The 14,435-nt window shown below is 54.4% G+C and carries 9 protein-coding genes; 4 read left to right on the forward strand and 5 right to left on the reverse strand.

Annotated features, from left to right (window positions below):
- Nucleotides 1-83 precede the first annotated feature (83 nt).
- Nucleotides 84-560 carry a hypothetical protein gene (locus tag LVD14_RS13235; RefSeq protein ID WP_237134529.1) on the forward strand — a complete coding sequence of 159 codons (477 nt, stop codon included), beginning with the start codon at nt 84-86 and terminating at the stop codon, nt 558-560.
- A gap of 17 nt (nt 561-577) precedes the next feature.
- Here LVD14_RS13235 and LVD14_RS13240 read toward each other — a convergent pair whose 3' ends face one another.
- The 3 genes from LVD14_RS13240 to LVD14_RS13250 all read right to left on the reverse strand — a co-directional run bounded on the left by LVD14_RS13240 (nt 578) and on the right by LVD14_RS13250 (nt 6,097).
- Nucleotides 578-3,739, reverse strand: a complete 3,162-nt coding sequence (locus LVD14_RS13240) for an efflux RND transporter permease subunit (RefSeq protein ID WP_237134530.1) — start codon at nt 3,737-3,739, stop codon at nt 578-580.
- Nucleotides 3,736-4,929: an efflux RND transporter periplasmic adaptor subunit gene (locus LVD14_RS13245; protein WP_237134531.1), complete on the reverse strand. Its 1,194-nt coding sequence runs from the start codon at nt 4,927-4,929 to the stop codon at nt 3,736-3,738. The genes LVD14_RS13240 and LVD14_RS13245 overlap by 4 nt, the downstream gene beginning before the upstream one ends.
- Before the next feature lie 244 nt (nt 4,930-5,173).
- A complete protein-coding gene (locus tag LVD14_RS13250) occupies nt 5,174-6,097 on the reverse strand; it encodes a recombination-associated protein RdgC (protein ID WP_237134532.1) in 924 nt (307 codons plus the stop codon).
- A gap of 158 nt (nt 6,098-6,255) precedes the next feature.
- Here LVD14_RS13250 and LVD14_RS13255 point away from each other — a divergent pair, with 158 nt between their 5' ends.
- Nucleotides 6,256-6,462, forward strand: coding sequence for a hypothetical protein (locus tag LVD14_RS13255; protein WP_237134533.1), 207 nt, complete (start codon nt 6,256-6,258; stop codon nt 6,460-6,462).
- Nucleotides 6,463-6,578: 116 nt separating this feature from the next.
- Entirely contained in the window at nt 6,579-7,823 is a 1,245-nt protein-coding gene (locus LVD14_RS13260) for an MFS transporter (protein WP_237134534.1), read from the forward strand.
- Here LVD14_RS13260 and LVD14_RS13265 read toward each other — a convergent pair.
- Nucleotides 7,795-9,594 carry a bifunctional diguanylate cyclase/phosphodiesterase gene (locus LVD14_RS13265; protein ID WP_237134535.1) on the reverse strand — a complete coding sequence of 600 codons (1,800 nt, stop codon included), beginning with the start codon at nt 9,592-9,594 and terminating at the stop codon, nt 7,795-7,797. The genes LVD14_RS13260 and LVD14_RS13265 overlap by 29 nt on opposite strands.
- A gap of 207 nt (nt 9,595-9,801) precedes the next feature.
- Here LVD14_RS13265 and LVD14_RS13270 point away from each other — a divergent pair, with 207 nt between their 5' ends.
- Nucleotides 9,802-10,578 carry an EAL domain-containing protein gene (locus LVD14_RS13270; protein ID WP_237134536.1) on the forward strand — a complete coding sequence of 259 codons (777 nt, stop codon included), beginning with the start codon at nt 9,802-9,804 and terminating at the stop codon, nt 10,576-10,578.
- A 127-nt stretch (nt 10,579-10,705) separates the two neighbouring features.
- On the opposite strand, the gene LVD14_RS13275 is transcribed toward LVD14_RS13270, so the two are convergent.
- Nucleotides 10,706-14,161, reverse strand: a complete 3,456-nt coding sequence (locus LVD14_RS13275) for a TonB-dependent receptor (protein WP_237134537.1) — start codon at nt 14,159-14,161, stop codon at nt 10,706-10,708.
- Between the last annotated feature and the right edge of the window lie 274 nt (nt 14,162-14,435).

The following is a 14,435-nucleotide window of genomic DNA, read 5'->3' on the forward strand; positions in this document are numbered from 1 at the left end:
CGGTGCATGGGCGTCACATACCGATTTACCGGGTTTTGGGCTATGATGCGCGTTTCGAAAATAGAGCCCGAGAACCATCGATCATGAAGCGAAGTCTCATTTCATCTGCGCTGGCCGCCAGCCTGGTCGCTTTAACAGCGCTGCAAACTGCCAGCGCACAATTGTTTCCACGCGGTAATGGATTGGCACTGGCCGACGTTGACCGCTTTGACATGTATGTCCAGATTCTGGACTGGGTTGATATCGAGCAGGATCAAACAGCTTTCCGCCTGTCGACACTGAAAGAATTTGAGGAGCAGCTTGCTGAGGCGGGCATTCGTCGCCAGGCAGCCAGCCGCGACTATCTGGTCTGCGCCCTGCAGGCCCGCCAGCAGGACAACGAAGTGACCTACTCGACCTCACTGGAATACTGGCAACTGGAGTCAACGGGCCCCCACAGGCTGATCTGGCAACAGAGTCGACTGGCCGACAGCCCGGCGCGACGATTCGATGCAGAGCGCGTGGCGGCAGACTGTGCCGGTGTGCTCATCGCTGAATGGCAGCGCTGGAACAACACCTGACGCACAGATGACTCTGCCTATTGACCCGCCCGGGCCTGCTCGGGCGAGTACCCCAGCACTTTCTCGCGATAGGCGCGCCGCCCGTAGTACCAGCGGGTCAGATCATCCAGGATCAGATAAAGACACGGGATCAGGAACAGTGTCAGCATGGTGCCGAAAGCAATACCGAATGCCAGCGACAGTGTCATGGGCTTGACCAGCTGAGCCTGCATACTGGTTTCAAACATGATGGGCAACAGACCAAAGAAGGTCGTCAGTGTCGTCAGCAGGATGGCACGGAAGCGACTGGTTCCAGCATCCAGCACAGCCTGAATGATTGATTGACCATCACGCCGTCCCCGGTTCACAAAGTCCACCATGATAAGACTGTCGTTGACAATCACACCCGCCAGCGCAACCAGACCAAACAGTGACATCATGCTGACCGTCACGTTAAACACCAGGTGTCCAATCACCGCACCGATGACACCAAACGGAATCACTGACATAACGATCAGGGGCTGCACATAAGAGCGCAATGGAATCGCCAGTAGCGCAAAAATCAGGAACATTGCCGCCATGAAGAACAAAGCTATACGCTGAATCAACTCAGCCTGTTCCTCACTGGCACCACCCAGCCCAAAGTTGACCTGCGGATAGGTGCGCAACAACTCAGGGATGTAATTACTCATGACATCGCGAATGATGGTCCCGGACTGGGCGACTTCAGGATCGACATCAGCGGTAACTGTCACTGTGCGTTCGCGGTCGATTCGCGTAATGGTGGCAAAACCCTGTCCCACATCCACTTCCGCCACTTCACTGAACGGCACTTCCGTGCCGTCCTGGGTACGAATCCGCATGTTCTCCAGGTTCGCGATTGATGTACGCTCCGCTTCCGGATAGCGCACCATGACTTTAAGCTCGTCACGGCCACGTAGCAGGCGCTGAGCCTCCTCGCCGTAAAACGCCTGCCGCACCTGCGTACCCATGGTATTGGCGGTCAGCCCGAGCTGCTCCGCACCGGGTTTGATCTGCAGTTTAATTTCATTGCCGCCGCGGCTATAGGAATTGTTGACGTCAAACACACCGGCGTATTCAGATAGTTTTTGCTGAAGTGCATTGGCTGCCAGCTCCAGCTGTTCATAGTCGGTGCCGGTCAGCCGCAGATTGATGGGGGTACCACCACCAGCACTGGTACTGGAGAAGAAACGAATCTCCTGAGCGCCAGGTATCTCACCTACCCGCTCACGCCAGCGCTGCTCAATTTCCATCGGCGACACAGAGCGTTCTTCCGCCTTTGTCAGTTCAACCAGCAGTGAGCCGCCGAGATCGCCGCTGGTAAACACAGCGACGTGATCCACTGGCCGCTCGCCATCAAACTCGTCGTTGAGCCCAAGTATGCCGCTTTCCATTCGCGTCAGTGCGTCATTACGCGCCTGGAACGAGGCACCCTCATTCATGGTCAGCTCAGCCTGAATGAAGTCACTGGGGATATTGGGGAAAAACTCAAACCGCACAACACCGCCAGCAATCATTCCGCCGCTGATGATCAGCAGGCCAAGAAAACCAGCCACCGCTACATAGCGAGCTGCAAGCACTTTCTCCAAAGCCGGACGGTAGACATTACTGATGAACCGGGACAGGCCGGCTGCCACCCACTCCTGATATCGCTCCAGCCAGCTGCGTTTACTCTTCGGTTTGCGACCGATCTTTGAATGCGCAAGGTGGGCCGGCAGAATCAGCTTGGATTCAATCAGTGAAAACAGCAGGCACAGGATCACTACCATGCCAATCGCTTCAAAAAATGGAGCGACCTGCCCCCCAACCAGCAGCATGGGCGCGAATGCTGCGATGGTCGTCAGAACACCAAAAGTGGCAGGAACAGCCACCCGCTTGACCCCTGCCACTACATTGTCCAGAGAGTGTCCGTTCTCCGACACCTCGGAATGCACACTCTCGGCGGTAATGATGGCATCGTCAACAACGATACCCAGTACCAGTATCAGCCCGAACAGACTGATCATGTTGATATCGACCGGGAAAGGCCCGAGCGGCATCAACCAGATGGCGCCAAAAAACGCCACTGGAATACCCACCATTACCCACAAGGCTATGTTCAGGCGCAGGAAGGTAGTCAGTACCAGAAACACCAGTACGGCACCCATCACCAGATTGCCCAGCATCATATTGAGCTGGCCTTTCAGGTAAAAGGCATTGCTGCCCCAGGTATCGATGTTGACGCCGGGTGGGAAGGTCCCTTCGTTGCGTTCAATGTACTCCATCACCGCGCGCTCTACTTCGAGTACGCTCTGCTCGGGCGTGACCATGACCTGAATGTTCAGGGCACGCTCACCATCGAAGCGCGAAAAGTTTTCTGTCTCAACAAAGCCGTCCGTCACAGTGGCAATATCGCGCACCAGCAGGCGGCTGCCGTCCGGGTTGGTCCGCAGCACGATCTCGCCGAACTCCCGTCCGGTATATGCCTGCTGCTGGGTACGCAACTGAATGCGTCCGTTTTCGGTGCGAATGGCGCCGCCCGGCACATCGATTGACCCGGCGCGAACTGCCGAAGCGACCTGCGCCAGCGTCAGACCATATTCCCGCAGCGTATGTTCAGAGACCTCGATTGCTATTTCATAGTCGCGATCACCCTGTATCTGTGCCTGACTGACCTCTGGCAAAAGCAGGACATCGTCGCGAATCGATTGTGTCAGCGTTTTCAACGCGCGATCGCCCAGGTCGCCGGATACGGAAATCTGCAGCACTGGCTGCACCATTTCAATTTCGCGGACGAATGGGCGTTCGACACCATTGGGGAAAGTCGAGATTCGATCAATGCGGCTTTTGACTTCGTTCAGCAGCTCGGTCACGTCGTAACCACTGGCGACCTCAATCGAGACATTACCCGATCCTTCCCGGGCCGTGGAGCGCAGTCGATTTACGCCGCTGAGATCCTGGATTGCCTCTTCAATGGGAATGACAATCGCCAGCTCCACTTCCTCTGGCGCTGCGCCCGGATAGGCCATTGATGCATTGATGGTGCGGGTTTCAAATTCGGGAAACACCTGAATCTTGATAAAAAATACCGATGCGACACCGGCACACAGAATAAACAGCATCAGCAGATTGGCAGCTACGCTGTTGGCGCAGAACCAGGCAATCATCCCCTTGTGTTCAGTTTCAGGGATTGATTTCATGATGCAACCTGAACTGGATTGACACGCATACCATCAACAGGGACACGCACCGGCGACACAATGACCTGGTCACCCTGCTGAATGCCCTCTTCCACATACAACCAGTTAGTATCGGCATGAATGATCGTGACCGGGCGCAGACGCAAACGCTGCTCCTGATCCATGACCATCACCTGGTTGTCATTGGTCATCGCAGCAGGCGGCACCCGGTAGACTCCGGAGAGTACACGTCCCTGCAGGCTTGCACTGACAAAGGTACCTGCCAGCAGCGGAGTACCCGTGCCACCCGATGAAAGACGATAAGGATCCTGCATACGGGCAACGGCGTAGTACATTCGGCTGCTGCTGTCGACGACAGCTTCAGTCCGCACGATGCTCGCACGCCACTTCTGCTGTTCGCCGGCAACCTCAGCACGCAGTTCGACGGGAACGCTCTGCCCAATCAGTGACTGGCCAGGCATCGGCAAATCCAGCCATGCCAGGTCATTTGCACTGAGTGGCAGGCGGATTTCTGCGTAGTCGGTGGCAAATACCTCGGCCACCTGAGAACCCGCGCCGAGGTACTGGCCTACGTCCACCAGCTTTTCCCGCACCAACGCATCATAGGGCGCGCGAATCCGTGTCCGCTCCAGTTGTCGCTGTGCCCGTGCCAGTTCGGATTCCGCCAGCAGCACACGTGCCTGAGCTTCTTTTAGAAATGGCGTACGCAGCGCGAGCAATGGCGCGTTTTCACGCGGGCGGCCCGACAGGTCCCACTCACGCGCCGCCTGATCAGCCTGGGCCTGTTCCTGGGTCAGCTGCGCTTCAGCCGAGAGCAGATTCGCCTCTGCCTGAGAAACGGTTACCTGATAGTCAGCATCATCCAGTGTGACCAGCACTTCTCCCTGGCGCACATAGCCACCTGATACAAGTTTTTCGGACACCGATCGCACCATGCCGGAAACTTCTGCGACAAGGGTAGTTTCGGTGCGGGGTATGACCGTACCCTGCGACTGGATGACGATTGGGAGGTCACTGCGCGCGACCGTCATGGTCTGCACCGGCACAACCCGCTCTTCAGCAGCAACACTCTCTGGCTGAGGACGCAAGGACACCAGCGCTACTGCCAGCGCAATAGCTCCCACCACTATGACTGGCGGCAAAAGGCGTCGCAGCCACAACGATTGATTGGAAACGGCAGGTTCATTCATAGAGCAAGGTCCTGAAAACTGAATAGCTTATAGAGTTGAATTCGGTGAACTTGCGAGTAGCGATGCGATTGGAATTGTTATTGCGCGATGTCACACCCTTATACCGCGAATTCTGCAGGGGTGACAATTACCCATAAGTATTGATGATACACACTACAACCACTGTTTATTCGTATACCAGTGCCAAAAGTCCTGTAGTCGATGAACAACCTTTTTCGCGCGCCAGACTGTAAACTTCTCGCGATTACTGCTGTTTACTACCGCCAAAGGCCTTAACAAGTGACTGACTCAGGTCGCTGACAACCAGAGTCATCACGGCAAAGTCCTGATCAAACTGTTGGGCAGCGTCCTCGGCATCAGCCTCTCGGGCTTTTTCGAGCACCATATCCTCAAACCGGACCCGACTGAGGGTCAGATCCGCTGATACATGACAACTCACCGCCTCGTTCCACACTACACCCAGCTTTTTAACCTGTTTGCCTGCCTCAAGATGCACAGTTACTTCCTCTGCCGTCAGGTCCTGAGATTTACAGCGTATGACATTGCCATCTTCAAGTGGGTTGATTAGCTCGCAGTCCTGATCAATCTGAAAACCGTCTGATCCATGGCCGTCCCGCAGCCAGCCGGTCATGACTGCCATCGGTGATTCATTAACATCCAGCAGACGTACCGGAAACGATCCCAGAGCATCACGCAGCGAAGAGATGAGCTCCTCAGCCTGGGCAGCACTGCTGGTGTTAACAACTAACAGGCGCTGCTTCAGGTCAATATAGGCATGCAGCACACGATGTCGGCTGAATGCACGCGGCAACAGATCCGCCACCACATCATCCTTAATCTGCAACTTTTCCTTACGATAGACCTTGCGATCATCTCTAGTTTCAATCTCCTGGATGCGGTTGTCGGCTTCCTCGTTGACGACAGCGGCAGGCAGTATTTTCTCTTGCTTGCGAAGACAGACCAGCACGTAGTTACCGAGTTCATGAGTCAGCACAGCCGACCTATCATCATCACGGTTGGGAGCAACCGGGTTTACCCAGCCAGCAGCGCTGCGCTCACCGGCACTGCACGGGCGAAAGGCATGTTGCGAGACAGCTTCTGCCAGCGCAACTGCCTCCAGTGTGAAGTCATCAGCCAGTGCATAAAGACGAATATTTTTAAACCACATGAAACCCAGTCCTACTTTCTTTCCAGATTAATCGGGGCTGGCATTGTACTGGAAAGTGATTGCAATCACACAAATGAATTGCCATAGGAACTTGCGTCACGCATTTGTTGACAGAAAAAATTACCGGCATAAAATGCGCAGCATCAACAGATCCAGTAATGGCAATACCTTTCATGAACGCCACACGCAATCACTATAGCGCTCGCCTGCAGGAAGTCCTGCTGCTGCCTGCTGCGTGCTGGTTCAGTAAATCCCAGATTTCCAACCGCATACATGCTCGCCGTGCACAGCGCAATCTGCTGTCCATGCCACTGGCGTGTGTGCGCACGATGAAGATTAGCCGGGAGGTCCGCCCGACGACGTAGTTCTGATAACACTTCAGACCAACGGTCAACAGAAAGGCCCCTGAGTTAAGTCGATTCAGGGGCCTTTTTTTTGGCCATAAAAATAATGAACGGTAGTTCAGGATAAGAAGAGATTGATGATGGAAAATCAATTACGAAGAAATATCAAGGTCGTGTATGCACTGGCATTCTTTCACATGTTCATGCTGATTGTGCCGGTGCTGGTGCCATTGTTCCAGAGTCGTGGATTGACACTGGCAGAGGTATTTTACCTTCAGGCAATCTACGCTGCATTCATTGTGGTGCTGGAAGCGCCATCGGGGTATCTTGCCGACCTTCTGGGTCGCCGACTGGTATTGATCATTGGTGCTGCTGCGCATGCACTGGGATACATCTGGCTGAATTTTGCCACTGACTTCTGGGGCCTGTTGTACTTTGAAATACTGATGGCGGTTGCAGTCAGTATGATATCAGGCGCCGATCTGGCCCTGTTGTACGACAGTGAAAAGGCGCTGGCTGCAGAAGACAACGATCACATATACAGCGTTGCCCATCTGGGGTTCATGAAGTCTACGGCCGAAGCTCTGGGTGCGCTGCTGGGCGGCGCCCTGGCCATGGTGTCGTTCGATGTGATGATTCTGGCTCAGTCACTGACAGCCTGGGTTTGTCTGTGGATGGCACTCACCATTACGGAACCACCTGTCACTGAAGAAGATGGCAACGGAAAACGTGTCGTCAGTCTGGCGGATATCTGGCGACACCTGGCCAAAGGTGATCCGATATTAAAAATGGTCTTCTTCGCCCTGCCCGTATACAACCTGGCTACGGTACTGGTCGCCTGGCTGGTGCAGCCCTTCTGGGACAGCATGGGCCTGTCACTGGCAGTGTTCGGGATGCTCTGGTTTGCACAGAGCATGACGGTGGCCATCGCCAGCAAACTGGGTTACGAGCTGGAAAGGCGAGCCGGACCGGTTGCAGCGCTTTGCACGCTGGGGGTCTTGCCGATCATCGGAATATTTGGCATGGCCTGGCTGAGTGGCTGGGTCGGAATTCTGTTCGGCTTTGTCCTGTTTTTATCCAGAGGCCTGAGCCAGGTTATCCTGGTAAATGCCCTGAATCGTCGAATCCCGGGCAGATTCCGCGCAACAGTCAATTCACTGAACAGCCTGATATTCCGGTTTGGATTTATCGTGGCCGGACCGTTGATGGGACTGTTGGCGCAGGATCACGGTGTCGCTGTTGCGCTGAATGCTGTCGGCGTCATGCTGGTAGTCAGCTTTTTTGCAGTGATGCTGCCGTTGATACTTGCCGTACGTAAGCTATTGCTTGCCACGGCGGTACAGTCGGCGCAGGTCAAACCAGGTGCGGATGCGACACCCTGATGCCATGCCCCCTGTGAGAGTCAGCCCCCTGCAGGGGGCTGATCTCTACACTGAAGCCCTGACGCTTTTTGGCAAGGTGTTTATTGTTTGAGGCATACTCCGCCAGCAACTCTGCTGTTACACCTGGCACCTCTTCATTCGTCAGATCAAGCACACCAATGGAAAGATTGAGTAGCGGATGAGTGCGCCAGTTTCCGTCGCGATCAGGCGCCTCAAACCCGTTTGCTGTCAGGTGTTCACTGCGATACAGACGTCGACACAATTGCTGAAACTGAATGTTCAGTGTGTCCAGTCTTTCTTGCCAGTCGTCGCTTCGTAACACCAGCATAAAGTCGTCGCCACCAATATGACCCACAAAGTCGCAATCGGGGTCACATATAGACTTAAGTATCTGAGCAAGGCCCAGCAGGATTTCATCTCCTTTGCCGTAACCATAGATATCATTAAAGGGCTTGAATGAGTCGATGTCGATGTAGCACAGTCGCGCCGCCAGCTTTCCTTTTAGCAATCGATCCAGACACTCATGAATGGACACGTTACCCGGCAGCAAAGTCAGGGGATTGGCGGATTGCGCCTGCCTCACCTGAAGTTCGGTAATCTGTCGAAGAACATCAATCACACGGCCAAGTCCGGCATATTGACCTGCATCGGTGATGATAAAATCTTCTTCCAGGCGTTGCCGGGCACGGCTGGTCAAAAGCCTACTGACGCGCTGCAGACTCTGCTGGACATCTACTATCAGGGAATCTGACGCAAGCATCTGGGCAATGGGTTTTCTACCATGCAATTCCATCGCGTAGGGCTTGAGCATCACCTGACTCAGCGCGTGACAGTGAACAGACCCCAATGGCACGTTATTGTCATCCAGCACCGCCAGACTGTTAAGACTGGGCTGACGCTGAAAGCGCTGCAAGACATCGACCACTCTCTCACGATGATGCACACCCGCAACAGGAATCACCAGGCTATGAAGCCCGCCAGCCTGCCCGTCGCTACGCTCCACAGCATCAAGCTGCTGACCAAGCGCTTCGTGTGTCAATTGAGGGCAGTGCGAGGGACGTTCGAACCAGTAGCCCTGCATCCACTCCACGCCCATCTCCGACAGCGTATTAAATTCCTCAGAATGCTCCACACCCTCGGCAATGATGTGGGATCGCGAGGCTTTTGCCATGCTCAGGATTGAACCAACGAATTCACGCTTGACGGTGTCCTTATGAATGCCGTTGATAAAGTGTCTGTCGATTTTGACGTACTCTGGTTTCAGCTCAGTCCACAGCCTCAGTCCCGAATAGCCTGCCCCTAAATCATCAATGGCAATGGCAAAACCCATGCTGCGATAGTGATGCAATGCGTTCTGCAGCAAACCCACATTATCGATTGGCGCATGTTCGGTCAATTCGATAACCAGACGGTTGGCGGTCATGCCCGCCTGTTTGACCAGCTCCAGCGTTCGACCGGACGGGTGCTGCTGTTCCAGCAGACTCTCCGGTGAGACATTGATAAACAACAATCCCTCAAACTGATGCTGCGCGAATGCAAAAATCGCTTTGGCACGGCACAGCATCTCAAGTTCGGTCAACAGCCCAAAGTATCTGGCCGTCGAGAAAAGTGTCAATGGTGAGTGTAATGGACTGTTGGACGGCCCACGACTCAGAGCCTCATACCCAACGATCTTCTTTTCCAGCCCCGACACAATAGGTTGGAACATGACACTGATATCGGCTTCGCGAAGCACCTGCTGCAGAGCTTCAAACTGCTGGGCAACTGACATGGATTGACTACAGACCTGCGTTGGAGAAAAGACACAAGATAGTGTCATGCGTGCATGACAAATTTATGAATTGAGACTCCCGGCGAATTAACAAATAGATACAATCTATTAAACATATTGCTTTGCCAGCCGATGACAGAGACGACTATATTGACACCCCTCTTTAGCATGATAGGCTGCGGGTTACGCAATAGGAGACGTATTACATTGCAAACAATTGTCAGAGCCCAGCAGCACGAGGGCGCTACGGGTTGTGGCCAATGCCGCAAGAGTGCTACAGAATTTGACCTGAGCTTTGCCTTTCAGCCGATTGTAAAAGCCTCCACACGAACGGTCGTGTCTTACGAGGCTTTAGCGCGAGGAAGTAAGGGCCAGGGTTTTGCGCACGTGGCTGCGCAACTGAATGACGATAATCTTTATCACTTCGATCAGCGTTGTCGCGTCAGGGCAATCGAACTGGCGACACGACTTGGTCTTCAGGTCGACCTGAACATTAATTTTTCCCCGAATGCTGTATATCGTCCGGAATTGTGCATACGCACGACGCTGGAAGCAGCTGAGAAATACGGTTTTCCTGTCGAGCGCATTCATTTTGAAGTCACTGAAAGCGAGGAGGTCCGCGAGAAGGCCCACCTGACTACCATTCTCGCCTACTATAAAAAGCTCGGATTCACGACTGCCATTGATGACTTTGGCGCCGGTTTCTCCGGGCTCAATCTGCTTGCAGAGTTTCAGCCGGATTACATCAAGATCGATCGTGTACTGATCGACCAGATAGATCTGCACGCCGTCAAACAGGCAATCGTTGATGGCGTACTGCATACCTGCAACAAGCTTGGCATCGGTGTACTGGCTGAGGGTGTCGAGAGACGTGAAGAGTATCAGTGGCTGAAAGGAGCCGGCGTGGACCTGTTCCAGGGTTACTATTTCGCACGTCCAGGGTTTGAACAGCTGCCGCAGGTGCCCGCAGAACTTTTTGATTAGATCTCTTTATTAACCCCCCGCCCGAACTCCGCCTGATCCCCTGCAACAAGCCAGCCTTAAGTTGGTGAAAAAACCCACAAAAAAGCCGCCGGACATAAGCTTGTGTCCGGCGGCTTTGTTACGTGGATCAGAACTGCATCAGAACCCGTGCATACAGTCGACGGCCACGACCGTCAAACTGATAGGCATCGTAGTTCAGTGTGCCTGCATAGTGGAACGGCAGCTCTGCGTTGAAGGCATCCAGCGCACCTACCGTCAGTGTTGTAGTGCCCAGGTTCTGATTGGCCCACTCATGCACGTAGCTGTACTGAATATCGACGCTGTGATAGCTGTCGATGTCACGATTGACAATGGAGCGCACATAGTCGTTACCGTTGTCAAAGGTGTCCTGGTAGGACAGGTTCTGATACTGACCTACGAAGCGGTTGATTACCGCAACCGAGTGTCGTGTATCGGCACTGTTCCAGGACAGCGTGATATTGCCTTTGACATCGGGCAGTGAGCGCACCAGCAGACCATCACCAGTGGTGCCAGCGGCATCGAAGATACCGGTTTCGCGCAGACCCAGCTCCAGGCCCGGTACATCAGACAATGTGTACTGACGTACATAGCTGAAGTCAGAGGCAATGCGGAAGCGGCCCAGATCGGTATCCCACTGATAGCTGGCCTTCAGGTCAACACCGTCAGCAGTCACTTTACCGGCGTTGATGGCAGCAGAACTGATGGTGATCAGGTTGGCTGTTGTGCTGCCTGCCGCACGAACCACACCGGATACCTGGTACAGACGGGGATCCACCACACAATCCAGACGTGACATCGGAATCACCTGGCCGGCAGGCGTCTTCGAGTTGTCCGGATTGCTGCCCCACTGCGCTTCGAGTGCATTTGGGTCACAGGAAGTGTAGGGGTTCATGCCGCCGTAGGCCGCAGACGGACTGCTTGAGACAGTGCCGTTGAAGACATAATTGTTGGGATCCGCTGCCGCCGCCTCGAACGCGGCAATTTCGCCGCTGATCGCGGAAATACCCGGTTGCGGCATCACGCGGTCTTCCACCTCAAAGCGCCAGAAATCAGCACCGATACTCAGACCCTGCAGGGCGCCGGCAGGCGTCCAGATAAAGCCGGCACTATAGGTATCGGCGTACTCATTGCCGATATCCGGTGCTGGAGAACCCACCGTATAGGTAGTTTCCGGCTCAGCATTGTCGTTGTTGGCAGGCACCATGTTGGCGCGCACCGCCTGGTTGCTGATCGGATCACGGAAGGTCACCGAGCTCGACTCCAGGCCTTCCAGCTGAATGCCGATGTTAGGCGCTCTGAACGACTGAGAGAAGGATCCGCGGAACAACAACTCGTCAGTCGGACGCCAGCTCAGCGCAACTTTTGGTGTCAGCTCGCCGCCAATCCGGCCGCCGTAGTCCTCATAACGCAGAGCAATCTGGGATTCGATGCTGTCCAGGAAGGGCAGCGACAGTTCCATAAATGCCGCACGGGTGCTTCGCGTGTGATTGTAGTTAAAGATACATTCGGAACACTCAAAGTTGTTCGATACATAGCGGTATTCGTTCGGTTCGCCGTTGGGGCCAAAGCCAGCGATTGCATTTAGACCCGGCTGGTTCATCGCCGGCGCAATCGACGCCGCGTTCTGCTCCCGGTGCTGCGCACCCACAGCAAACTGGGCCATGCCGCCGGCCATCTCAAACATCTCGCCTGAAACGACGGCATCAAATACGGCAAGCTTGTTGCGCTTGTCTGCCCTGCGAATGGTCGGCATCATCCAGTCGATCAGCTCCTGGGAATTGGCCAGATCCGGGTTGGACTGGCGCGTCAGGAAGGGGTTGTAGAATTCACAACCACCTTTGCCGTGGTTGTTACTGGTCAACGCATAAGACAGCGACTCGTAGGTATTAAATACGAAACCGGGGAAGAACAACTGCGTCATGCTGCTGCCAACAAAATCCCATCCAGTCGGTATGAACGGAGAGATATGTCCGCGAGCGCTGATAAAGTCAAAGTCTGGTACGCCGTTGGGCGTACAGTTGGGCCCACCAAGGCCATTGGCCGCCAGGTGTGCGCGATCGCGCTGGAAGGTTTTGTATTCCAGTTCAAAGCTGGTACCACTCCATGAGTAGCTGACATCGTAGTTAAAGCGGCGGTTATTGAACGCGGTAAACTCACCGCGCAGGCCCGCCTGTACCCCGGTCGCCTCAGTGTGACTCATCTGGTTGCCACCACCCATACGCGGGGAACTGCCGATGTTCATATTGGCATAACTCGGCGCATTGATACCGCCATTGCGAATATCGGTAGGTGCGTTGGTAATGTCTGCGGCGGTGGGCCGCGCGAGGCCTATCGCAGGCGCGAAATAACCCAGTTCCATGGGCTGACCAATTGAGTAGCCGCCCCAGGCCGGATTGCCCTGATGTGCGCCGGGCTGGGCCAGAAACATGGTCGGACCCCGGCTGGTATAAGTGCCTGAGTCAGAACGTTCGATGTCGCTGCTGGAGTGCTGGGCGAATGAGTAGAACTCCACGGAATCATTGAATACATGCTCAAAGGCACCCGCAACACTGTCGCGCTCCATACCTACATTCAGCAGGTCCCACTCGAAACTGTTTTCACGGCAACTGGTGTTGGGGTCACCGCGCTCAGACGTCCTGGTGCCTGTGAAATAAGGAGTGCCATCGGCCGAAGTCAGCGAGTAACACAGCGGGTCAGTGTAGCGAGGGTCGGCAGTACCTCCCTCTGCGATGGCTTGCGCAACCGCTTCCTGATTCAAATAGGCAGGATTGATACGCGTACCAAAAGCTGCATTGGCAATGGGTGTACCCAGCCCACCTACCGTACCGGTAAACTCAGAGCGATCATCAAAGTAACGCGCAGCGCTGACCGAGACCGGATCGCGGCGGAATATTTCCCCAGACAACACAAAGTGCGTCGATCCGGTTTCGTTTGACCAGCCCCAGATGGCACTGAGTGTCTGGTCCTGATTTTCCATCTCTTTTTCGATGGCCTGCACGTCGCCGTAAAGCTCAAAGCCTTCAAACTGGGTACGCATGATGACGTTGGCAACACCTGCCACCGCATCAGAACCGTACAGAGCCGAACCACCATCGGTCAGGACCTCAAGGCGTTCAACCATAACCAGTGGAATGGTATTGATATCCACAAACTCGCCACCAGTAGGCGTAGCTGTGGCAGCTGGCGCAAAGCGCTTGCCGTTGATCAATGTCAGTGTTGAGTTTTCACCCAGGTTACGCAGGTTGATGTTGGCCATACCGGAGACGTTACCCATCAGGGCATTACCGCCATCGGCACCTTCGTTGCTCACCGAGCCGGAGTTGACTTCCAGGTTTTTCACAACATCCCAGATCTGCGCCGCACCCTGGGCCTCGATGGACGCACGGTCTACTACCTGTACAGGTGATGGAGCATCAAGTGGGCTGCCACGCAGATAGGAGCCGGTGACTACCACTTCTTCTACTTCAGGTTCGGAATCCTGGGCAAAGGCAGGTACACAAGAAATTGCAGATATGATACCCAGGAGTAGAGAATTCTTTCGGAAACCAGGTCTTGCAGACATGGACTGTTCCCCCGTGATTCTTATTGTTAGATCGGAATGTTGCGCTATACGCATCCTGCGCAGTCAATTCGATACTACACCGACCCACTTCCTTGAGAACGGACCGGTACTTCAGGGAATCTCCGTTGACTTTAGCCAATTGAAATAGGCAATGCAAACAAAATTGAATCACTTCATTATTTTGGAGCTCCTCCTGCCCAGCTCTGATAAAGCAGAACAATATTCATCATTAACAAGACTGATATAAGAGTCATGAGACATAAAAAAACGGGCC

Origin of the sequence: Pseudohongiella sp. O18, assembly GCF_021729085.1 — a bacterium.
Taxonomy (GTDB): domain Bacteria; phylum Pseudomonadota; class Gammaproteobacteria; order Pseudomonadales; family Pseudohongiellaceae; genus Pseudohongiella.